At 54.6% G+C, this 21212-nt stretch carries 21 protein-coding genes; 10 read left to right on the top strand and 11 right to left on the bottom strand.

The annotated features are described in order from the left end of the window. Nucleotides 1–96 precede the first annotated feature (96 nt). Nucleotides 97–1023 carry a LysR family transcriptional regulator gene (locus ADJ24_RS09430; protein ID WP_023309056.1) on the top strand — a complete coding sequence of 309 codons (927 nt, stop codon included), beginning with the start codon at nt 97–99 and terminating at the stop codon, nt 1021–1023. Here the strand turns inward: ADJ24_RS09430 and ADJ24_RS09425 are convergent. From ADJ24_RS09425 to ADJ24_RS09395, 7 genes are all read right to left on the bottom strand, one after another. Continuing rightward, nucleotides 1018–1710, bottom strand: coding sequence for an aspartate/glutamate racemase (locus ADJ24_RS09425; protein WP_023309057.1), 693 nt, complete (start codon nt 1708–1710; stop codon nt 1018–1020). The two genes, ADJ24_RS09430 and ADJ24_RS09425, sit on opposite strands and share 6 nt — an antisense overlap. 90 nt (nt 1711–1800) lie before the next feature. Then, the gene (gene wzz(fepE), locus ADJ24_RS09420) at nt 1801–2925 is read right to left on the bottom strand and encodes an LPS O-antigen length regulator Wzz(fepE) (RefSeq protein WP_047743860.1); all 1125 of its coding nucleotides are present in this window, start codon (nt 2923–2925) and stop codon (nt 1801–1803) included. 203 nt (nt 2926–3128) lie between these two features. Next, nucleotides 3129–4550, bottom strand: a complete 1422-nt coding sequence (locus ADJ24_RS09415; protein WP_023309060.1) for a sugar porter family MFS transporter — start codon at nt 4548–4550, stop codon at nt 3129–3131. Nucleotides 4551–4862: 312 nt separating this feature from the next. Beyond that, a complete protein-coding gene (gene kduD, locus ADJ24_RS09410) occupies nt 4863–5624 on the bottom strand; it encodes a 2-dehydro-3-deoxy-D-gluconate 5-dehydrogenase KduD (RefSeq protein WP_023309061.1) in 762 nt (253 codons plus the stop codon). A gap of 63 nt (nt 5625–5687) precedes the next feature. Continuing rightward, the gene (kduI, locus tag ADJ24_RS09405) at nt 5688–6524 is read right to left on the bottom strand and encodes a 5-dehydro-4-deoxy-D-glucuronate isomerase (RefSeq protein ID WP_023309062.1); all 837 of its coding nucleotides are present in this window, start codon (nt 6522–6524) and stop codon (nt 5688–5690) included. Between the two features lie 235 nt (nt 6525–6759). Continuing rightward, nucleotides 6760–7938 (bottom strand): acetyl-CoA C-acetyltransferase, encoded by a 1179-nt coding sequence (locus ADJ24_RS09400; RefSeq protein ID WP_023309063.1) that lies wholly within the window; start codon nt 7936–7938, stop codon nt 6760–6762. A gap of 93 nt (nt 7939–8031) precedes the next feature. Next, nucleotides 8032–8898 (bottom strand): LysR family transcriptional regulator, encoded by an 867-nt coding sequence (locus ADJ24_RS09395; protein WP_023309064.1) that lies wholly within the window; start codon nt 8896–8898, stop codon nt 8032–8034. 105 nt (nt 8899–9003) lie between these two features. Between ADJ24_RS09395 and ADJ24_RS09390 the strand changes: the two genes are divergently transcribed. Together ADJ24_RS09390 and ADJ24_RS09385 are read left to right on the top strand one after the other, a co-directional pair. Next, nucleotides 9004–9465, top strand: a complete 462-nt coding sequence (locus ADJ24_RS09390; protein WP_023309065.1) for a multidrug/biocide efflux PACE transporter — start codon at nt 9004–9006, stop codon at nt 9463–9465. 119 nt (nt 9466–9584) lie between these two features. Next, nucleotides 9585–10814, top strand: a complete 1230-nt coding sequence (locus ADJ24_RS09385) for an amino acid permease (RefSeq protein ID WP_023309066.1) — start codon at nt 9585–9587, stop codon at nt 10812–10814. Nucleotides 10815–10851: 37 nt separating this feature from the next. Here ADJ24_RS09385 and ADJ24_RS09380 read toward each other — a convergent pair whose 3' ends face one another. Next, nucleotides 10852–11322, bottom strand: a complete 471-nt coding sequence (locus tag ADJ24_RS09380) for an Lrp/AsnC family transcriptional regulator (RefSeq protein WP_023309067.1) — start codon at nt 11320–11322, stop codon at nt 10852–10854. Between the two features lie 115 nt (nt 11323–11437). Between ADJ24_RS09380 and ADJ24_RS09375 the strand changes: the two genes are divergently transcribed. Beyond that, nucleotides 11438–12049: a LysE family translocator gene (locus tag ADJ24_RS09375; protein WP_032667924.1), complete on the top strand. Its 612-nt coding sequence runs from the start codon at nt 11438–11440 to the stop codon at nt 12047–12049. A 27-nt stretch (nt 12050–12076) separates the two neighbouring features. On the opposite strand, the gene ADJ24_RS09370 is transcribed toward ADJ24_RS09375, so the two are convergent. Further along, nucleotides 12077–12349 carry a GNAT family N-acetyltransferase gene (locus ADJ24_RS09370; protein WP_008499687.1) on the bottom strand — a complete coding sequence of 91 codons (273 nt, stop codon included), beginning with the start codon at nt 12347–12349 and terminating at the stop codon, nt 12077–12079. A 10-nt stretch (nt 12350–12359) separates the two neighbouring features. After that, complete coding sequence (gene yjdI / locus ADJ24_RS09365) at nt 12360–12590, bottom strand: 4Fe-4S mono-cluster protein YjdI (protein ID WP_023309069.1); 231 nt, start codon at nt 12588–12590, stop codon at nt 12360–12362. A 176-nt stretch (nt 12591–12766) separates the two neighbouring features. Here yjdI and ADJ24_RS09360 point away from each other — a divergent pair, with 176 nt between their 5' ends. The 5 genes from ADJ24_RS09360 (at nt 12767) to ADJ24_RS09340 (ending at nt 19279) form a co-directional block, all read left to right on the top strand. Continuing rightward, entirely contained in the window at nt 12767–14404 is a 1638-nt protein-coding gene (locus tag ADJ24_RS09360) for an ATP-binding protein (protein WP_023309070.1), read from the top strand. 3 nt (nt 14405–14407) lie between these two features. Continuing rightward, nucleotides 14408–15109 (top strand): response regulator, encoded by a 702-nt coding sequence (locus ADJ24_RS09355; RefSeq protein ID WP_023309071.1) that lies wholly within the window; start codon nt 14408–14410, stop codon nt 15107–15109. Nucleotides 15110–15277: 168 nt separating this feature from the next. Next, nucleotides 15278–16366: an ABC transporter substrate-binding protein gene (locus tag ADJ24_RS09350; RefSeq protein ID WP_023309072.1), complete on the top strand. Its 1089-nt coding sequence runs from the start codon at nt 15278–15280 to the stop codon at nt 16364–16366. An 80-nt stretch (nt 16367–16446) separates the two neighbouring features. Beyond that, nucleotides 16447–18216 (top strand): ABC transporter permease, encoded by a 1770-nt coding sequence (locus ADJ24_RS09345; protein WP_023309073.1) that lies wholly within the window; start codon nt 16447–16449, stop codon nt 18214–18216. Further along, the gene (locus ADJ24_RS09340) at nt 18209–19279 is read left to right on the top strand and encodes an ABC transporter ATP-binding protein (protein ID WP_023309074.1); all 1071 of its coding nucleotides are present in this window, start codon (nt 18209–18211) and stop codon (nt 19277–19279) included. The genes ADJ24_RS09345 and ADJ24_RS09340 overlap by 8 nt, the downstream gene beginning before the upstream one ends. A 198-nt stretch (nt 19280–19477) precedes the next feature. On the opposite strand, the gene ADJ24_RS25800 is transcribed toward ADJ24_RS09340, so the two are convergent. Then, nucleotides 19478–19822: a hypothetical protein gene (locus tag ADJ24_RS25800; protein WP_373276155.1), complete on the bottom strand. Its 345-nt coding sequence runs from the start codon at nt 19820–19822 to the stop codon at nt 19478–19480. A 225-nt stretch (nt 19823–20047) separates the two neighbouring features. On the opposite strand from ADJ24_RS25800, the gene ADJ24_RS09330 reads away from it, so the two are divergent. Next, nucleotides 20048–21211, top strand: coding sequence for a PIN-like domain-containing protein (locus ADJ24_RS09330; RefSeq protein WP_023309076.1), 1164 nt, complete (start codon nt 20048–20050; stop codon nt 21209–21211). Nucleotide 21212 lies beyond the last annotated feature (1 nt).

Raw genomic sequence — 21212 nt, 5'->3', positions numbered from 1 at the left:
GATGATTACGCCACAGCGCGAAGAGAATAAAAAATATCGTTTTATCGCGAGTCTATGCAAAAATGATATGGACAGTAATCTGCTTTCAGGTGCCCTATGCCCGCCGTCAATTTACGCCACATCGAGATTTTTCACGCCGTGATGACTACCGGCAATCTCACCGAAGCCGCACAGATGCTGCATACCTCGCAGCCGACGGTGAGCCGCGAGCTGGCCCGCTTCGAGAAAGTGCTGGGGCTGAAGCTGTTCGAGCGCACCCGGGGCAGGCTTCACCCTACGGTGCAGGGGTTGCGCCTGTTCGAGGAAGTCCAGCGCTCCTGGTACGGACTGGACAGAATAGTGAGTGCTGCGGAAAGCCTGCGCGAGTTTCGCCAGGGCGAGCTGTCGATCGTCTGCCTGCCCGTCTTTTCGCAATCCTTTTTGCCGATGCTGCTGCAGCCTTTTCTGGCCCGATACCCGGAGGTCAGCCTCACCATCGTGCCTCAGGAATCCCCCCTGCTTGAAGAGTGGCTTTCGGCCCAGCGTCATGATTTAGGCTTAACTGAAACCCTCTCCACGCCGGCGGGAACGGCGCGCACGGAGCTGATCTCGTTAGATGAAGTGTGCGTTTTGCCCGCAGGGCATCGGCTTGCCGGTAAGGCGGTGCTCACACCGGAGGATTTCCACGGGGAAAACTACATTAGCCTGTCGCAGACAGACAGCTACAGACAGCTGCTGGATGCGCTGTTTGCCGAGCATCAGGTCAAACGGCGAATGGTGGTGGAAACGCACAGCGCGGCTTCGATTTGCGCGATGGTGCGTGCAGGGGTCGGCGTCGCGGTGGTGAATCCGCTCACGGCGCTGGACTATGCCGGAAGCGGGATTGTCATCCGCCGCTTTAGCGTCTCCGTCCCGTTCACCGTGAGCCTGATCCGCCCGCTGCACCGTCCGGCTTCCGCGCTGGTGGACGCGTTCACCGAACACTTAACGGAGCACGCGCGCCAGGTGGCGCTTCGCTTACCTGACCTGCAAAACCCGTTATGACAGCATAAACGCCACGGCATCCGCGGCATGGATGGCGGTGGTATCGAATACCGGGACGGGGCTTCGCTCGGCTGGCACCAGCAGGCCAATCTCGGTGCAGCCGAAGATCGCGCCTTCAGCCCCCTGCTGCGCGAGTTTATCGATGACGCTGACGTAATACGCGCGGGAAGATTCGGTGAAGGTACCGAGGCAGAGCTCGTCAAAGATAATCTGATTGATGCGCGCCCGATCTTCTTCATTCGGGATCAGGCTCTCGATCCCAAATTCGCTGTGCAAACGTCCACGATAAAAATCCTGTTCCATGGTGTAGCGTGTCCCCAAAAGCGCTACGCGGCGCATCCCGGATGCTGCAATCGTACGCCCGGTTGCGTCCGCGATATGCAGAAACGGCAGCGAACAGCGCTCCTCAATATGCGACGCCACTTTGTGCATGGTATTGGTACAAAGCACGATACCCTCGGCGCCGGCGCGCTCCAGCCCCAGCGCCGCCTGGGCCAGGATCTCCCCGGCTTTATCCCACTCCCCGCTCGACTGGCAGGCTTCAATTTCATGGAAATCAACGCTGTGCAGCAGCAGGCTTGCGGAGTGCAGACCACCCAGACGCTGCTTTACCCCTTCGTTAATCAGACGATAATAAGGGATTGTCGATTCCCAGCTCATTCCACCTAAGAGGCCGATCGTTTTCATCATCCCCCCTTTTCGTTGGTTTCTTCTTTTAACACAACCGATGCCAATAAAAAAAGGCGCTCTGTTCAGCACCTTCTTAAACTGCAGCGTTTATTCCGTCACCGGCTCGGGGAGTGGATTACGGGTGAGCATCGCCTCGCGCAGTAAAACGCTACCGCAGGCAAACAGGCCGCCCAGGAGCGCCGCCAGAACGACAATCAGGGCCTTGCCCGGACCATCCTTTTTCACCGGCATGGAAGGAGAGAGCTGGTACCGGAATGGCTCAAGTTTAACATCAGCAAAGGAGAGCTTTTTCAGCTGTGCGAGGTGGTATTCCCGGTTCTGGAAATCCGCATTCAGCTCGGTCACGTCCTTCAGATTTTTTTCGATCTGCAGCTTTTGCGCGATACCGTCAGCGCCGAGCGCAACGGAGTAATCCGGATCGTCTTTTACCGCCTGCCCGTTGCTGTAAACCGGCTTCTTGATGCCGGCGGCATTCGCGACTTCCAGGGAATAATTCAGCCGCTGCAGGTTGGTATTATGAACATTGGTCAGACGGACGCGATCCAGTTCCAGCTGCTGCGCAACCACGTTCGTTTTCAGGGCGATCTGGTTGCGGATATTCTGTACCGTCTCTTTTTCGACGATAGCCGCGATATAATCGATATATCCCTCCAGAACGTTTTGCGCATCGCCTGCCGTCGGCGCAGTGAAGCTTAATGTCCAGGAGACATAGGGGATTTTATCCGCGTCTTTTCCCTGAGCGTTATTCACCGCTACCATTCTGTCTGAGATGTTGACTATCGCCCGATGCAGCTCAAGCGGATCCACCTCCGTGTCTTTAAGCTGCGACATCACGTAAGAAGAGGATTTCAGATACTCTTCAAGCAATGACTGCGACTGAAACTTTTTAATGAACAGGTCAAAGACTTCCGGACGGGTAATCTTCACGTCCACATCAAGCACCTGTAACGCCACCATCATCTGGCGCAGCGGGTTCCACTGCGACTGTTCTGCCGGAGTGATCACCGCTTTGCTGGTCCACTTCTGCGGCAGTAAAAATGAAATGGCCAGCCCCGCCAGTGCAAAAGCAAGGGTAATGGTGACAATGCGTTTTTTGGCCGCCAAAAGGACCGCTAATAAACCGAAAAGATCAATTTCTTTAGCGTGTATTGCCGGGGAGGTATAACGGGGAAAATCAAGATCGGTGCTTTTTTTGATATCCATCTCAGACATAGACATTCTTCTTTTTAGGATGCGTTTCATGTTGCGCAAATAACAGCGGTGTTCCGATGATACATTATCCTAAGAATTATCCTAAGTTCAAATCCCTCTATTCATCCTTCCCTGCCAGAGTTGGTAGTGAATTTCATTACGTTATTATTGTAATGACTAACCATTTTACCAACTCTGACTTGTGTTGAACGCTTAAACAGGCATTACGATCGCACGCCGATATTCCGCAGTTTCTCCCCTGCCATCAGCTTGCGCTCGATATGTTCCAGCGTCACGCCTTTGGTTTCCGGGATCAGCCAGAACGTGACGCCAATAAACGCCACGTTCAGCACCGTATAGAGCCAGAACGTTCCCGCTGCGCCAATCGCGTCCAGCAGCGTCAGGAAGGTCGCGCCGATGATCATGTTCGATACCCAGTTGGTGGTCGTGGAGCAGGTGATGCCAAAATCACGGCATTTGAGCGGCTGAATTTCGGAGCACAGGATCCACACCACGGGCGCGGCGCTCATCGCGTAACCTGCGATACACATCATGGTCATACCGACAGAAAGCCAGGAAAGCCCGCTTGAGGCCGTGCCGTTATCAAACTGCATCAGGCAGTAGCCGAGGATCAGCGTGCCGAGCGCCATCACGCTGAAGCCAATCTTCAGCGCCGGTTTGCGGCCCGCCTTGTCCACGGTGAACACGGCAATAAAGGTGGCGAACATGAAGGTCAGCCCGACCACCAGGGTCGCGATCATCTGCTGTTCCGTAGTGGTAAACCCGGCCATTTTGAAAATGCGCGGCGCGTAGTACATGATGATGTTCATCCCGGTGAACTGCTGCATCGCCTGCAGCAACATGCCGAGGAAGACCGCGCGGCGCACGTTGCGGTTGATCTTAAATAGCGCCCAGCCGCCCTGCTTTAACTTCAGGCTTTCGCGGATGTCGTTCAGCTCTTCGCGCGCTTTTTCCGAGGTATCGCGCAGCATGCGCAGGACCTCTTCCGCCTCCACGTGACGCCCTTTTTGCGCCAGCCAGCGCGGACTGTTTGGCAGGAAAATCACCAGGACGATCAGCACCAGTGCAGGTAAGGCCAGCACGCCCAGCATCGCGCGCCAGTTGCCGCTGTAGCTGAAGTAGGTATCAGACAGGAACGCCAGCACAATACCCAGCGTGACCATCAGCTGATACATGCTGATCATCTTGCCGCGCACGTTTTCACTCGCCATTTCGGAGAGATAAAGCGGCGCCGTGTAGGACGCAATCCCCACAGCCACGCCCAGCAGCACGCGGGAGAGCAGGAGGATTTCAACGTTAGCGGCAAACGCCGAGCCAATGGAGCCGGCAACGAACAGAATTGCCCCGACCATCAGGCTATATTTGCGCCCCAGACGGAACGACAGCCAGCCGTTGAACAGCGCACCGATGGCCGCGCCGAGCATCATGCTGCTCACCACCCACTCCTGCAGGCGACTGCTGAGGGTAAAGTGATCGGTAATAAACGGTAATGCGCCGGCAATGACGCCGATATCCAGTCCAAATAACAGGCCCGCCACGGCGGCGGCAATGGAGACAAACTGGTTCATGCGGCGAGTATCGCGCAGCGCAGCGGGCATTAGGGTAGAGTCATTTATCGATGTCATATTTTTCCTGCCTCAACAGCAAAATTCGTTAACTGAAATTACGAGAAAGCGAGGAAAAGTGTCAGGCCGGAAATCGCGAAGTTATGGATTATTCCGCTACGGCATACGGTTCTGTGATGGATATTACAATTTCAACTCGTGGCGAATAATCACGTATTTTTACTAATCAGTTAATATTTAAGCAATAAAAGTGTGATTGCCGTCATTAGTGATTTTTTAGTATGGATTTTTCATCTTTATCGATATGGACTAAGCCAATTATTGCGCAAAAAAACCTCCGCCCACGGGCAGAGGTTCTTAATACGGGTGGAATTAACGCGCCAGCCAGCCACCGTCTACAGCCACGGTGTAGCCGTTGATGTAATCCGATGCGGAGGAGGCCAGGAAGACAATCGGCCCCATCAGATCGCTCGGCAGACCCCAGCGTCCTGCCGGAATGCGGTCGAGGATTTCCGCGCTACGCTGCTCGTCCGCACGCAGCTGCTGCGTGTTGTTCGTCGCCATGTAGCCCGGCGCAATCGCATTCACGTTGATGTTATGTTTCGCCCATTCGTTTGCCAGCAGGCGGGTCACGCCCATTACGGCGCTTTTGGACGCGGTGTACGACGGCACGCGGATGCCGCCCTGGAACGAGAGCATAGAGGCAATATTGATGATTTTGCCGCCTTTTCCCTGCGCGATAAAGTGCTTCGCCGCCGCCTGGGACATGAAAAATACGCTCTTGATGTTCAAATCCATCACGTCGTCCCAGTCGCGTTCGCTGAAGTTGATCGCATCTTCACGGCGGATCAGCCCGGCGTTGTTCACCAGAATGTCGATATGACCGAATTCAGCCACCGCGCGGTCCAGCAGTTCAGGAATGGTATCGATTTTACGCAGGTCGGCGGTCAGGCTCAGGAAACGGCGCCCAAGAGCCGTCACGCGCTCGATGGTTTCCGTAGGCTCAACGATATTAATCCCGACGATATCGCAGCCCGCTTCCGCCAGGCCTAACGCCATGCCCTGACCCAGCCCGGTGTCACACCCGGAAACCACCGCCACTTTCCCCTGCAGAGAGAATGCATCCAGAATCATGTTTATTCCTTACTCTTTCAGAGCCTGTCACTCACAGGCAGGTTTATGCTTCACCGCCCGCGACTAGCGCAGATCGCCGACCGCAACGTGGTCCATATCATCAAAGACCTGGTTTTCACCCACCATTCCCCAGATAAAGGTGTAGGCTTTCGTCCCTACGCCGGAGTGGATGGACCAGCTCGGTGAAATCACCGCCTGCTCGTTGTGCATCACGATATGGCGCGTTTCCTGCGGCTGTCCCATCATGTGGAACACGCAGGCGTCCTCATCCATATTGAAGTAGAAGTAGACTTCCATGCGGCGCTCGTGGGTATGGCACGGCATGGTGTTCCACAGGTTGCCCGGCGCAAGCTCGGTCAACCCCATGCTGAGCTGGCAGGTCTCCAGCACGTCCGGCACGAAGTATTTATTGATGGTGCGGCGGTTGCTGGTGAGGTTGTCGCCCAGCGTCACAGGCGCGACGTCTGCCGGGGTCACTTTTCTGGTTGGGCAGGTGGCGTGAGCCGGCGCGCAGTTGTAGTAAAACTTCGCTGGCCTGCTGCCGTCGATGCTGGCAAAGACCACGTCTTTCGCCCCTTTACCCACGTACAGCGCCTCGCGATGGCCAATCTCATAGCAGTGTCCGTCTACGATGATGGTGCCCGGCCCGCCGATGTTAATCACGCCGAGTTCGCGACGCTCAAGGAAGTAGCTCACGCCCAGTTGTTTACCGACTTCACCGCCCACGGAGACGCTTTTCGTGACGGGCATAACCCCGCCCACAATAATGCGGTCGATATGGCTGTAAACCATGGTGTACCTGTCGGCCTCGAATACCTGCTCGACTAAAAATGCATTGCGCAGCCCCTGAGTATCGAGCGTTTTGGCGTGCGCACTGTGGATGCTTTCTCTGACGTCCACGGTAACCTCCAGATGTGGTCATGCCCGAAGGCGGAAATAAACGAAACAGCGTTCCGTTTTTCATAATGAGCACATACTATCGGCATAAAGTGGGCTTTTCAATTATATTTAAAACAACGTTTCATTTTTATTTTTGTTTATAGCGGAAATGATGTTCGGATCACAATTCAACCGCCGGGAGAAAAAGGACGCGAAAAAAAACCTCCCGGAGGAGGTCATTTTGTTTGAGAAGAGGTTAGCGTTCGATGGCCAGCGCCACCCCTTGCCCGCCGCCTATACAGAGTGTGGCAATCCCTTTGCGGGCATTACGTTTTTTCATTTCGTGGACCAGCGAAACCAGGATCCGGCAGCCGGACGCACCGATAGGATGCCCCAGCGCGATCGCGCCGCCGTTAACGTTGACCCGCAGAGGATCCCACTCCAGCATTTTTCCGACGGAGATCGCCTGCGCGGCATAGGCTTCGTTCACTTCGATCAGATCCACATCCGAAAGCTGCCAGCCCGCGCGCTCCAGGCAGCGGCGGGTAGCGTAGACCGGTGCGATCCCCATTAGCGCAGGATCAACCCCCACGCTGGCGAATGCTTTAATGCGGGCCAGGACCGGAAGATCGAGTTCAAGGGCTTTGCTTTCGCTCATCATCATCACGGCGGCAGCGCCGTCGTTAATGGAAGAGGCATTTCCCGCCGTCACCGAGCCCTGCATTTCAAACGCGGGGTTCAGCCTCGCCAGGCCTTCTGCGCTGGCGTCGGTGCGCGGCTGTTCATCGGTATCCACGAGGATACGCTCGCCGCTCTGACGCTGCGTGCTGACCGGGACAATTTCGTCGCGAAAGCGACCGGAATCAATCGCCGCACGCGCTTTTTGCTGCGAGCTTAGCGCATAGGCATCCTGCACCTCACGGCTGATGCCGTACTCGCGCGCCAGGTTTTCCGCCGTCACGCCCATATGATAGTCATTGAACGCATCCCACAGCCCGTCATGCACCAGGCTGTCGAGCAGCTGGCTGTTGCCCAGCTGTGCGCCGGTACGGCTGTCGGTCAACACGTGCGGCGCGCGGCTCATGTTCTCCTGCCCGCCCGCGATGATCACGTCCGCCTCACCACACTGAATGGCCTGCGTCGCGAGATGCAGCGCTTTTAATCCAGAACCACAGACGTCGTTGATGGTGATAGCGGAGACGGTATTGGGCAGCCCGCCCTTCAGCGCCGCCTGACGCGCAGGGTTTTGCCCGGCACCGGCCGTGAGGACCTGGCCCAGAATCACCTCATCAACTTCATGTGCTGCGATCCCGCTACGTTCCACCAGCGCTTTTACCACCACGCTACCCAGCTCAACCGCCGAGTGACGCGCGAGCGATCCCTGAAAACAGCCGATAGCTGTACGCAACGCACCCACTATAACGACATCTTTCATCACGACCTCTGTGTTAAATGACATGACGATAGTAGAGGATTGTTACTGGCAATTATCTTAATTGTTTAAAAATAGTGAGTTTAATCACAAGGATCAGCGCGCATCCTGCAGATACTGCCGTAGCCAGCTTCCGGCAACGCCGGGAGGGGATCGTTTATTCCACAGCAGATCGATGCCGATCGCCCGCGGCCAGCCGGGAACATTGAGCTGTACCAGGGATTTCGCGGCGGCAAATTCATCCACCAGCGCACACGGCAGCACGCACCAGCCAAATCCCTGTACCGCCATACTCAAGAGTAACAGGTAATTCGGCGCTGACCAGACGGGCCCGCGCGCGATCTCAGCCTCGCGCTCAAGATAGGTGCTGAGCCGCAGCTCCCGCCAGCCGTGCAGCTCGTCATGCTGAACGTCATGTTGTCCGGCCAGCGGATGCGTGGTCGCGACGTAGATCGCCATGCGGGTCTGCATCGGCAACCGGGTGACGCCAATATCCGTAGGGTAACCGTCGCGCGCTTCCGTCAGGCCAACCTGCGCGCGCTCCTTTTGCAGCAGATCGATCACGTCCTCTTCCTCGCCAATCAGACATTCGAATTCCGTATGGGGAAAACGCGCGTCAAACTGTTTCATCATCTCTTCCAGCACGTCCGGGTTAAGGGTATCGGAAAGAACAAACGTCAGACGCGCTTCCGTTTTCGCCGTTAGCGACACCGCCAGCTCGTCCAGCCGCGTGCTGGCGGCCAGGATAGCCTGCACGTAGCCCAGCACCTGTTCTCCCTGGACCGTTAACACCGGCTGACGCGCCGAGCGGTCAAACAGCTCGAAACCGAGATCGACTTCAAGATTGGCAATGGACGTGCTGATCGTCGACTGGCTTTTACGCAGCCGGCGTGCAGCAGCAGAAAAAGAGCCCGCCGCAACGGTCTCGACAAACGCGGTAAGGGCTTCGGGTGAATAGCGCATAACCTATCTACTTTAGCGATGGATACTATCTTTAATATATCAGCTATAGCGATAAAAATAGGCTGCATCAACGCCCATACCGGCGAATTAATGAGGTCTATGACTATGCAACATCAGGATGCACTCCAACGTAAGCTGCCGGAGCGGATCTTTCATGCTGTCTGTTTCGAAGGGATTGCTACGGCGATCCTCGCCCCTACGGCGGCGTGGCTAATGCAGCGTTCCGTGGTGGAGATGGGGGGATTGACCATTATTCTGGCCACCACCGCCATGCTGTGGAACATTATTTATAACTTTGGCTTCGACCGTTTCTGGCCCGTTCAGCGCGTCAAACGTACCGCAAAAGTCCGTGCGCTGCATGCGCTGGGGTTCGAATGCGGGTTTATTGTGATTGGCGTGTCGATTGTCGCCGCCGTGCTGGGCGTTACCCTGCTTCAGGCATTCACGCTGGAAATAGGTTTCTTCCTGTTCTTCCTGCCGTACACCATGTTCTATAACTGGGCGTACGATAGCCTGCGCGAGAAATTTCTTAAGCGTCGCCAGCAACGGCGCGCCCTGGCAGGCTAAACCGCCTCTGGCCGGACGCCCGTTCCGGCCAAACTCCGTCGAAGCAACTGCGCTCTTCAGGCATAACTATGGTAAATTGCACGCCATTCCGATGGTTTGATAGTTGATACGTTGCTCTAATGTCGAAAATTTGGTCAAAAGATGAGACTCTCTGGAGTTTCGCTCTCTATGGCACGGCCGTGGGCGCAGGAACGCTGTTCTTGCCCATTCAGCTGGGCTCCGCAGGCGCAATCGTCCTGTTTATTACCGCCCTCGTGGCCTATCCCTTAACCTACTGGCCGCACAGAGCGCTGGCGCAATTTATCCTCTCGTCGAAAACGAAAGGCAACGAAGGGATCACCGGCGCCGTTTCGCACTATTACGGCCGGAAGATCGGCAACCTGATCACCACGCTCTATTTCATCGCCTTCTTTGTGGTGGTGCAGATTTATGCGGTGGCCATCACCAACTCGCTCACGGAACAGCTGGCGAAACACCTGACGGTGGATACCGCCGTTCGCGTGCTGGTCAGCCTTGGCGTGGTGCTGGTCCTGAATCTGATCTTCCTGATGGGACGGCATATCACGATAAAAGTGATGGGCTTCCTGGTGTTTCCGCTGATTGCCTATTTCCTGTTTGTCTCGCTCTATCTGATCGGCAGCTGGCAACCCTCGCTGCTGACCAGCCAGATGGCCGTCGATCGCCACACGCTGCACCAGGTCTGGATTTCGATTCCGGTGATGGTGTTTGCGTTCAGCCATACCCCGATTATCTCAACGTTTGCCGTTGACCGTCGTGAGAAGTTTGCTGACGGCGCTATGGATAAATGCAAGAAAATCATGAAGGTGGCTTACCTGATCATCTGCCTGAGCGTGCTGTTTTTTGTCTTCAGCTGCCTGCTCTCAATTCCGCCGTCGTACATTGTGGCCGCCAAAGAGCAAGGGGTAACGATCCTGTCCGCGCTGTCGATGATGCCTTCTTCTCCGGCGTGGCTGGGCATTTCCGGGATTATCGTGGCGATTATTGCGATGTCGAAATCGTTTCTCGGCACCTATTTTGGGGTGATTGAAGGGGCGACGGAGATCGTGAAGTCGTCGCTGAACCAGGTGGGGGTGAAAAAGAGCCGCGCCTTCAACCGCGCGATTTCCATTATGGGAGTGTCGTTAATCACCTTTGCCGTCTGCTGCATTAACCCGAACGCCATTTCGATGATTTACGCCATCAGCGGCCCGCTTATCGCCATGATCCTGTTTATCATGCCGACGCTGTCGACGTATCTGATCCCCTCCCTGAAACAGTACCGCTCCATTGGCAACCTGCTGACGCTGATCGTCGGCGTGCTGTGCGTATCGGTGATGTTTGTCGGCTAAACGCCCTGCATGCCCGGCGTTCTGCCGGGCATGCCTCTCAGTCTCGCCCAGCTGATTCCAGCGGAAAAGGCCTGTCCTGCACCACAGTTTTCATGACAAGCGTAGAGCGAAGATGCTGCACGCCGGGCATGGCGGAGAGCTTCTCGTCGTAGAGCTTCTGGAAAGCGGAGAGGTCGCGGGTCACGACGTGCATCAGATAATCGGGATCGCCAAACAGGCGCTGTGCCAGCACGATCTGCGGAATTTCCTCCACCGCCGCTTCAAACGCGCTAACCGCCTTACGGTCACCCTCCTTCAGCGTCGCAAATACTATCGCCAGGAAGTTGAATCCCATTTTGGCGGGGTCGAGGCTGGCACGGTATCCCGTTATGGCCCCGCTTTGCTCCAGCGCCCTCACGCGACGATGGCACGGCGAGAGGCTCAGATTCACTCTTTCCGCCAGCTCGGTCAGGGATAAGCGGCCATCAGACTGTAGCTCAGCAAGAATTTTTCGATCGATGCTATCCATGTGGAAGATTTTCTCAATTTCACGGTGTTATGAGCATAACATTGAAAGCCTATTTCGCAGGGTTAGCGATATTCTTTTTCTCAACCTTTGACGCACTGCGGGAGTCTTCAGGACGATGGAAATGAGTATTGTGGCCGGCTTTTGGGTGGTTTCTTTTCTGCTTATCATGACGCCAGGCGCCGACTGGGCCTACGCCATTAGCGCCGGGATTAACGGGCGACGCGTGGTACCGGCGGTGATGGGGTTAATGTCCGGGCATCTGTTAGCCACGCTGATTGTGGTGGCTGGCGTGGGCGTAGTGATTGCTCAACACCCGATGGCGTTAACCGGGCTGACCGTCGCGGGGGCCGCGTATCTCCTGTGGCTTGGCATCGGACTGTTGCGTCACCCTGCCGCACCGGAAAAGGCCCCCCATCATGGGGGAAACTGGAGGCAGTGGGCGGTGAAAGGGCTCTGCATTAGCGGTCTTAACCCGAAAGTTTTTTTACTTTTCCTGGCGCTGCTTCCGCAGTTCACCGACCCGACCGGAAGCTGGTCGATAGCGAAGCAGATGTCCGCGCTTGGCGTGATGCACCTTATCACCTGCACGCTGGTCTATCTGCTGGTGGGGTATGGTTCGAAAGCGGTACTGGCGACCCGGCCACAGGCGGCGCGTCTGGTAAGCATGGCGTCAGGAGGGATAATGGTGCTGATCGCGATGGTATTGCTGTTTGAGCAGGTAAGATAAAATAACACCGGCCATCGCCGGTGTTATTTACGCCCGAATATCGTCATATTCCCGCGTTTTATCAAACTCATGCTTCGCGAACGGGCACAGCGGGATAATTTTGCGATTCTCACCGCGCATCTTCTCCACCACTTTCGCCACCAGCTGTTTACCGACGCCCTGCCCTTTCAGGCTCTCATCCACGTCGGTGTGCTCGATAATGCTCAGGTGCTCGCCGGTCGGTACGAAGACAATCTCCGCGACCTGATTGCCGTTCGCATCATTCACGTAAAACTTGTTATGGCCTTCCAGAATATCCATGGTTCCTCGCTTATTTTTGGCGATACTTCAGCGCACCGCTCGGGCAGGTATCAATCACGCGTACAACCGTTTCAACGTCCACTTCATCGGGAATGATCCACGGCTTACGTTTCAGATTAAACAGCTTTGCGCTCCCACGCACGCAGTTACCTGAGTGTTTGCAGATCCCGGTATTGAAGTAAACGTCAATTTTCTCGCCGGTATAGACCCGGTAACCTGCATCCAGTAGTTCTTTATCCATGACATTGCCTCTGTAATTATTATCGTGCTGAATGAAGCATAGCCTTACGGGATCCTGATGGCTATAACGCCGAAAACGAAAAGCCAGGTCACAACTCTTTTCTCGCCAGATTGCGTCCGCTATTGGCCCATGTCAGGCTCGGCAAATGTCACTTTTACATAACTTCCGCAGGTTGAATGAAACGCAGACTCTCTTTTCAGGTAAAGCTGTTTTTAGCGCTGGTGTGCTTCTCCTGCCTGCTGTTAGTTCTGCTGGGAACAATCCTGTTTCATTTTATTGACCGTCAGCTCCACCACGATCTCGGCCAGCGCGCCCGGGTTCAGGCCAGCCAGATCGCGCTGATGCCGGGTCTGGCGGCAATGGTAGCGGCCAGGGATATTCCGGGAATAGCCCGCTTAATTCAGCCGCTGCGCGCCGAAAGCGATGCCAGCTACATTGTGATTGGCGATACCGAGGAGCAGCACCTCTATCATTCGGAATCCCCGGAGCGGATTAATTTACCGATGATCGGCGGGGATAATGCGGAGGTATTAAAGGGCAAAACCATTATTTCCGTGCGTCAGGGCGGGATTGGCGTGTCGCTACGCAGTAAAGCGCCCATCTTCAACGCGCAGCATCAGGTGATTGGTATTGTCTCGGTCGGCTATCTGACGTCGTATATTGCCAATATTAACGCCCGCATTCTCTGGCAGTCCGGGCTATACGGCGCTGCGCTTCTGCTGCTGCTGTTTATTTTCTCCTGGCTGTTTACCCGCAATTTAAAAAAACAGATGTTCCGGCTGGAGCCGAAAGATATCGCTCAGCTGGTTTTGCAGCAGCGCGCGCTATTAGAAGCCATGTACGAAGGCGTATTTGCCGTTAATAGCGAGAAGCAGCTGATTTTAATTAACCGCGCGGCACGCGAAATGCTGGATATTCGGCAAAATGAGAAAGAACTTATCGGTAAACCGCTGGAGGACATTCTGCAGACGGCGCCGGGATTTTTATCCCAGCGCTACGCCTCGGTGAGCAGCGGGAGCCACGACCAGATTGCGGTGCTGAACCAGCGCGAGGTGATCGTCAACCGGGTAGCCATTGAGGTCGAACCGGGCGTTGAAAGCGGTTGGGTGTACAGCTTTCGCGACAAAAATGACATTAACACGCTCAGCAGCCAGCTCAGTCAGATCAAACGCTATGCGGATAACCTGCGCATTATGCGCCATGAACAGCTGAACTGGACCGCCACTCTCGTCGGGCTACTGCAGATGAAACACTATGACGAGGCCATCCGTTACATTCAGGTGCAGTCAGAGGGCGCGCAGCGCGTGCTGGACTTTGTCTCAGCCCGTTTTTCCTCTCCCGCGCTGTGTGGGCTGCTGCTAGGAAAATACGTCAGCGCGCGCGAAAAAGGCATCGAGCTGCTGTTTGATCCCGCCTGCCAGCTCACCCGCATGCCTGCCGCGCTGAGTGAAACGGAGCTGATGTCCATTATTGGTAACCTGCTGGATAACGCCGTGGAGGCGACACTCAACGCCCCGGTCCACGCGCCGGTAGAACTCTACATTTCTGACCGTAACCAGGAGCTGCTGATCGAGGTGGCCGACCGGGGCTGCGGGGTGGACGATGCGATGAAGCCGCATATTTTCCGCCAGGGGTTCAGCAGCAAGCCGGACAGCGAAAACGACATTGTGGGCACCGAGCACGGTATTGGCCTGTTCCTGGTGGCAGGATATATCGACAAGGCCGGCGGCAGTATTGAGATTGCCGACAACACGCCGCAGGGCACTATTTTTTCTGTGTTTATACCTATTCTACTCCCCGATCAACAGGGCTAAAGCATGAGCACCACCCGACCACTTGACGTTGTGATAGTTGAAGATGAGCCGCACCTGGCGGAGCTGCATCGCGAGTATATCGAGCAAAATTTTCATTTGCGCGTGGTGGGCATCGCCGCGTCGATTGAGCAGGCGTGCAGGCTGATTCGTCAGCATCAGCCGCGACTTATCCTGCTGGACAACTATCTCCCGGACGGTAAAGGCGTGGAGCTCATCGATAATCCGCTGCTGAAAAGCTACGAATGCTCGGTGATCTTCATCACCGCCGCCAGCGATATGCAGACCTGCAGCCACGCCATGCGCAGCGGCGCGTTTGACTACCTGATTAAGCCCGTCTTTTTCCAGCGCCTGCACGCCTCGCTGGAGCGGTTTATGCGTTTTATCCACACCGTGCAGCAGGTGAAGGTGGTCGACCAGCATGCGCTGGATCGCCTGTTTAATCTGCCCGCCGCGGAAGCCTCCATTACGCCGTCGACGAAGGGCATTGAACCCCAAACGCTGGAACGGATTAAACGCCTGTTCGCCGAGCATCCCGACGATGCGATGTCGGTTGAAGAGGTGGTGGAAAACGTGGGGATCAGCAAAACCACGGGGCGTCGCTACCTTGAATACTGCGTGGAGAGCGGGTTAATCAGCATCGAAATGCTGTATGGCAATATTGGTCATCCGCGAAGGTTATACCGCAAAGCGCCCGATAAACCGTAATCCAGAACCGTTCGGAGGCAAACGTTCGCGGATTTTATGGTGTTAATTGCTGAAACGACGGCGACAATCACACTTCGGAATCATTGCTTGCTTCACCCTCTTGTGGGTGGAGCCCGATACGCTATGTTGACAATTAGTTCCTCAAATGTAACTAAAAGGTTAACTATAATGTCGAACACGTTCCGAATTTCTCTGCTTACCGCTACTGTATTGTTCTCTGCTTCTGCACTTTCTGCCCTGCCGCAGGGCTATCCTGCTGAGTATCAAAAAGTTGTAGATGCCGCAACGAAAGAGGGCAAGGTTGTTATTTACTCCACCACCGACATCAAGGCCGCCGGGCCGCTGATCCAGGGCTTCGAAAAAACCTATCCCGGCATTAAAGTCGAATACAACGACATGAACAGCACCGAGCTGTACAACCGCTTCATCAGCGAACAGGCCTCCGGCGGCGTGAGCGGCGACGTGGTCTGGAGCTCCTCTATGGACACCGGCCTGAAGCTCGCCACCGACTACGCCATGGAGTATAAATCGCCGGAGCAAAGCCAGCTGCCGAAATGGGCGGTCTGGAAAGATAAGGCCTACGGCACCACCTATGAGCCGGTGGTCTTTATCTACAACAAGCGCCTGATCCCGGCCGGCGACGTGCCGGACTCTCACGCCGCGCTGGCGAAGCTGATTGCCAGCCAGACGGACAAATTCAAGGGCAAAGTCACCACCTACGACATCGAAAAATCGGGTCTGGGCTTTATGCTTTCGGTGCAGGATCACAACGCCGATCCTAATTACTTCAAAACCCTGGCCGACGTCGCCAAAGGTGGCTTATCGGTGCAGTCGTCTACCGGCACCATGATGGAGCGCGTCTCCTCCGGTGAAAACCTGATCGGCTTCAACATCCTCGGTTCCTACGCGGAAGCGCGCGCGAAGAACGATCCGTCGCTCGGCATCTCCTATCCAAAAGATTACACCCTGGTGCTGTCGCGCGTGTCGTTCATCAGCCAGCAATCGCAAAACAGCAACGCCGCGAAGCTGTGGCTGGACTATGTGCTGTCTGAACAAGGGCAAAACATTCTGGCCAATCAGGCGGATATTCCCTCCATTCGTAACGATATCGAAGGGAAAAATGATATCGACGGCCTGACCAAAATCCTCGGCAACGCGCTGAAGCCAATTCCGGTTGATGAAACGCTGCTGGAATACCTGCAGCCGAAAAAACGCCTGGAGTACATCAAAGAGTGGCGTACCGCCGCCGGTAAATAAGCGTCTGAGCGCGGCGCAGGCCGCCGCGCTCCCTTATCGACTGAGTTCGTTTTTCTGGGCTGCAACACCAGGGATACCCCATGAATACATTACGCAGAAAGTGGCAAAGCCTGCCGCGAGGCATCGTCGTGCTGATAACCGCCCTGGTTATCTATACGCCGCTGTCGTTTATCGTGATACAGAGCTTCCTGTCCGCCCCGTTCTTTTCGCCGTCAAAAGAGTGGAGCTTTGAATCATTTGAGTTTATTTTCACCGACCCTGATTTTTATAAGGCCCTGAAAAGCGGCTTTATTCTTGCTTTCGGGCTGGTCTTTATCTCCATTCCGCTGGGCGGCGTGCTGGCGTTTCTGATGGTGCGTACCGACCTGCCCGGCCGCCGGTTGATTGAGCCGCTTATCCTGGTCCCGATTTTCGTTTCACCGATGGTGCTGGGCTTCGGCTACGTGGTGGCCGCCGGTCCGGTGGGCTTTCTCTCCCAGTGGGCTCAGGCGCTGATTGGCTTTGTGCCGTGGAATATCTACGACATGTCGAGCATTGTGGTCATCGCCGGCCTGACGCACGTCCCGCACGCCTATCTGTATATCTCGTCAGCGCTGCGCAGCGTGGGCTCCGATGTGGAAGAAGCCGCGCGCACCGCGGGCGCGTCGCCCTGGCAGGTGATGACCTCCGTCAGCCTGCCGATGGTGCGCCCGTCCATTCTGTACGCCACCGTGCTGCTGTTCTTCCTCGGGCTGGAAGTGTTCGGTCTGATGCTGGTCCTCGGCGACCCGGAAGGCAACATGGTGCTGGCGACCTATCTCTATAAGCTGACGAACAAGATGGGCACCCCATCCTATAACCTGATGGCGGCGGTTGCCGTGGTGCTGATCTGCATCACCATCCCGCTGGTGATGCTCCAGCGTCGCCTGATGCGCACCGCCAACCGCTTCGTCACCATGAAGGGCAAAGCCTCGCAGGCCCGCGCGCTGCCGCTGGGTAAATGGCGCTGGGTGGCTGGCGGAGTGATTGCCTTCTGGCTCACCGTCACCATCGGCGTTCCGCTGCTCGGCGTGGTATTGCGCGCGTTTATCTCCAACTGGGGCGTGGGCGTTTCGCTGTGGGACGAGCTTTCTCTGAACACCTTCCGCACCATCTGGGCACAGCCCAACCTGCTGCGCGCCATCGTCAACTCCATGGCGATTGGCGTCATTGGCGGCGCGCTGGCCGTGGTGTGCTACCTGTTTGTCGGCATTGCCATGCACCGCAAGCCGGACAACACCACGCGTTTTCTGGACTACAGCGTGCTGGTGCCGCGCGCCGTGCCTGGCCTGCTGGCGGGTCTGGCGTTCCTGTGGGTGTTCCTGTTCCTGCCGATGTGGCTCGATAACTCGCTGAAATCCGGCTGGCTTTCCGGGTTCGCCTGGACCGACTGGATGCGCGAAAACGTCATCGTCTGGCTGCGTTCGCTGCGCAGCACCATTTTCAGCGTCTGGCTGGCCTATACCGTGGTGTGGATGGCTTACGGGCTGAGGCTGATCTCTTCCACGCTGCTGCAGGTGGGGCCGGAGCTTGAAGAAGCGGCGCGCAGCACCGGAGCGACGCGCGGGCAGATCACCCGCCACGTCACCATCCCGCTCTCCCGCTACGGTCTTATCGGTTCGTGGCTGCTGATGTTCCTGATCTTTGAGCGCGAATATTCAACGGGTGTGTACCTGCTTTCACCCGGCACGGAGACCATCGGCTCGATGCTGGTTTCCCTCTGGGCCGCGGGTGCCATCGATATCGTGGCGGCGCTCTCTTTCATTAACATCCTGCTGGTCGTGGTAGGTCTGGGCATTGCCCTTCGTTTCGGAGTGAAAATACATGATTGAATTAGCGGTTGACGATCTGCACTTAACCTACGGCGACAATCCTGTTTTAAAAGGTGTCTCCATGAACCTGAAGCGCGGCGAAGTGGTCTCCCTGTTAGGCCCCTCCGGCAGCGGTAAAACCACCCTGCTGCGCGCCGTTGCGGGTCTGGAAAAACCGACGCAGGGGTCGATTGTCATTGGCAATAATAAAGTTTACGACGGCACGCCGCGCAGCGAGGTCCCGGCGGAAGAGCGTAACCTGGGGCTGGTGTTCCAGTCCTATGCCCTGTGGCCGCACAAGACCGTGTTTGAGAACGTGGCCTATCCGCTCAAGCTGCGTAAAGTCCCGGCCAAAGAGATCCAGCAGCGCGTGCAGGACGTGCTGGACCAGTTGGGTCTGGGCCATCTTGGCAAACGTCACCCGCACCAGCTCTCCGGCGGGCAGCAGCAGCGCGTGGCGATTGGCCGGGCGCTGGTCTACAACCCGCCGGTAATTTTGCTGGACGAGCCGCTCTCAAACCTCGACGCCAAGCTTCGCGAAGAGGCCCGCGTGTTCCTGCGCGAGCTGATTATCAAGCTCGGGCTATCGGCGCTGATGGTGACGCACGACCAGAACGAAGCGATGTCGATTTCCGACCGCATCCTGCTGCTTAACAACGGCAAAATTGAGCAACAGGGCACGCCGCAGGAGATGTACGGCTCGCCGAAAACGCTGTTTACCGCTGAGTTTATGGGCAGCAACAACCGCCTGCACGGCAAGGTTACCGAAGTGCGCGAAGGCAAAGCGCGTATCGAAGGCAAAGGCTGGGTGCTGTGGGGGCAGGCCGGTGAAGGGGTGCAGAGCGGTGATGAAGCCACGGCGGTGATCCGCGTCGAGCGCGTGGCGGTGGTCGAGGGGCCAGGGGAAAATCAGCTTGAGCTGCCGCTGCTCACCAGCATGTACCTCGGCGACCGCTGGGAGTACCTGTTCCGCACCGTGGGGGATGATTTTGTCATTCGTGCGTATGGGCATGAGGTTCGGGATCCGCAGCACTGCCATCTTTCGCTGCCTGAGAAGCATGTGTGGGTGTTCCCGAAAGGGTGAATTTAAGAGGAAAAGGCTGCGGGATGCGGCCTTTTTTGCTTTGACAGAATGAGAGCATGCAATCTACCTCTCAAATGTTACTTTTCCGTTGTCAACAACGTCTGCACTTGCCTGGTTTACTCAAATTGTGGAATGCCTGGGCTGCCGCAGATAGTGGCAGTGGAATGGCCAGTATCGCGCAGGAGTTCCATGCGCCCATTACGTGATGGCGCCGCAGGCTGTCCCTGCTGCAGAACTCAGGGAAGCGGCCCCGAGCATGCCGGCGACAATGCCAAGGAACGAGGCCCTGGTCAGCCAACTACGGGCAAAGTTGAGGGAAAGCAGGTAGGACCGGGCAGGATTAACCGGGTCTTTACCTTCGGGCAGCATCGGCATGAAATTCTCATTGGGCAGAATGACAGATGGCGACAGGTTAAGCTCAGGATCATCATCGGGTATCAGGACATTCAGGGCCCGTCCGGGGCGGAAGTCCTCCGGCGCGCTGCGTGAAAAATCGAGGTGAATGATACTGTCTGAGCGTACCGCAGAGAGTCTACTTTTCAAAGGTATATTTTAATAAGTAGAAATTTGATTGAATGTCATTGTGTGTTTTGACTATATTAAACACATATGAAAAGTTAATTATTGATTAGATGATATGCTTCGCGGACCAAACCTTTAGGTGGGGAAATTATTCCAGCAATCTTTACCCTATTATTTTTAGTAATTTACCAACTACATAGCTGTATGTTATAAGTGGTGCATTCTCAAAAATGGTTGATATAAATTATGTCTATGAAAAATATGTTTAAAGGATTTTACACTGGTAACATTAAAGAGAATAACGAGGTTTACACAGATGAAAACACTATTTTTGTTTTCGATACAAATGTTATTTTAGATTTGTATCGAAATAACTCCGAAACAATATCAGCAATAAAAAAATCTATAGAACAAGTAAAAGATAGAGTATTCCTGCCTTATTTTACTGCATTAGAGTATCAAAGAAGAAGACTTGGTGTTATTGATGATCAAAAACATTTAATATCTAGTACAACGTCGCCGATAGTTGAAATAATAACATATTCCAGTAAAATGATTGAGAAATGCACTAACTCTAAGGCTAGACATTACGAGGGGCTAAATAGGCAGGTTTTAGACTTGATCTCTCGTTCTAATGAGCTACTCAACACTGGTTTAGAATCTATGTATGAAACACTTCAAGAGTCCATAGAAGAGCTAAATACAAAAGATATCCACAGAGAGTGGATAGATTCAATTTTCTCTGGAAAAATAGGCACAAAAAAAGAGCAAGAATACATTGATAACTTAGATGTTGAATGTAAAAAAAGATTTGATTCAAAAACGCCTCCTGGTTTTTGTGATATAGACAAATTAAATAAACCAGACAATATTTTCGTATACGACGGGATTAAATACCAAAGGGCCTTTGGCGACTTCTATATTTGGAAAGAGATAATGGAGCATGCCGCAAACATACAAGCGAAAAATGTTTTCCTTATAACCAATGACGCCAAAGATGATTTTATATTCAAGGTAGGCAGAGATAAAGACAATAGAGAAAATAAAGGGGTGCATGCTATCTTAAGAGAGGAAATAGTAAACACTGCTAACGTTCAAAATTTCGATGTTTTAAACACGAAAGAACTGATTTTAAATATCAACAACGCATTTGATTTAAAGATAGACACTGGGAACCTTAATATTTCCACAGGAAATAGCCACACTGCAAGAGATAAAATTAGCAGTGGGGAATACCGTATTATACTTGAAAATAAGATAAAACGAACTAAAATAGAACTTAGTGAGTTATCCCGCAAACTTGAGGCGGCAACCGATCCAGAAATAATAGCAAGGATTAGACTTTTAATGAAAGGGAAGCTAATATCTAATAAGAAAGCAAACGCTCTCCTTTCATCAGTTCAGGAATAAA

It is taken from the genome of Enterobacter sp. 940_PEND (genome assembly GCF_001059415.1).
Classification (GTDB): Bacteria; Pseudomonadota; Gammaproteobacteria; order Enterobacterales; family Enterobacteriaceae; genus Enterobacter; species Enterobacter cloacae_M.
Note: the sequence above shows the minus strand (reverse complement) of the source record. Positions and strands in the feature narration are given on the sequence as shown.

What these genes read in the sequence shown, in the direction of transcription:
- ADJ24_RS09430 (WP_023309056.1), top strand. Translation starts at nt 97, where the DNA reads ATGCCCGCCGTCAATTTACGCCACATCGAGATTTTTCACGCCGTGATG.
- ADJ24_RS09425 (WP_023309057.1), bottom strand. Translation starts at nt 1,710, where the DNA reads ATGAAAACGATCGGCCTCTTAGGTGGAATGAGCTGGGAATCGACAATC.
- ADJ24_RS09415 (WP_023309060.1), bottom strand. Translation starts at nt 4,550, where the DNA reads ATGACATCGATAAATGACTCTACCCTAATGCCCGCTGCGCTGCGCGAT.
- kduD (WP_023309061.1), bottom strand. Translation starts at nt 5,624, where the DNA reads ATGATTCTGGATGCATTCTCTCTGCAGGGGAAAGTGGCGGTGGTTTCC.
- ADJ24_RS09400 (WP_023309063.1), bottom strand. Translation starts at nt 7,938, where the DNA reads ATGAAAGATGTCGTTATAGTGGGTGCGTTGCGTACAGCTATCGGCTGT.
- ADJ24_RS09395 (WP_023309064.1), bottom strand. Translation starts at nt 8,898, where the DNA reads ATGCGCTATTCACCCGAAGCCCTTACCGCGTTTGTCGAGACCGTTGCG.
- ADJ24_RS09390 (WP_023309065.1), top strand. Translation starts at nt 9,004, where the DNA reads ATGCAACATCAGGATGCACTCCAACGTAAGCTGCCGGAGCGGATCTTT.
- ADJ24_RS09385 (WP_023309066.1), top strand. Translation starts at nt 9,585, where the DNA reads ATGTCGAAAATTTGGTCAAAAGATGAGACTCTCTGGAGTTTCGCTCTC.
- ADJ24_RS09380 (WP_023309067.1), bottom strand. Translation starts at nt 11,322, where the DNA reads ATGGATAGCATCGATCGAAAAATTCTTGCTGAGCTACAGTCTGATGGC.
- ADJ24_RS09375 (WP_032667924.1), top strand. Translation starts at nt 11,438, where the DNA reads ATGGAAATGAGTATTGTGGCCGGCTTTTGGGTGGTTTCTTTTCTGCTT.
- ADJ24_RS09370 (WP_008499687.1), bottom strand. Translation starts at nt 12,349, where the DNA reads ATGGATATTCTGGAAGGCCATAACAAGTTTTACGTGAATGATGCGAAC.
- yjdI (WP_023309069.1), bottom strand. Translation starts at nt 12,590, where the DNA reads ATGGATAAAGAACTACTGGATGCAGGTTACCGGGTCTATACCGGCGAG.
- ADJ24_RS09360 (WP_023309070.1), top strand. Translation starts at nt 12,767, where the DNA reads ATGAAACGCAGACTCTCTTTTCAGGTAAAGCTGTTTTTAGCGCTGGTG.
- ADJ24_RS09355 (WP_023309071.1), top strand. Translation starts at nt 14,408, where the DNA reads ATGAGCACCACCCGACCACTTGACGTTGTGATAGTTGAAGATGAGCCG.
- ADJ24_RS09350 (WP_023309072.1), top strand. Translation starts at nt 15,278, where the DNA reads ATGTCGAACACGTTCCGAATTTCTCTGCTTACCGCTACTGTATTGTTC.
- ADJ24_RS09345 (WP_023309073.1), top strand. Translation starts at nt 16,447, where the DNA reads ATGAATACATTACGCAGAAAGTGGCAAAGCCTGCCGCGAGGCATCGTC.
- ADJ24_RS09340 (WP_023309074.1), top strand. Translation starts at nt 18,209, where the DNA reads ATGATTGAATTAGCGGTTGACGATCTGCACTTAACCTACGGCGACAAT.
- ADJ24_RS09330 (WP_023309076.1), top strand. Translation starts at nt 20,048, where the DNA reads ATGTCTATGAAAAATATGTTTAAAGGATTTTACACTGGTAACATTAAA.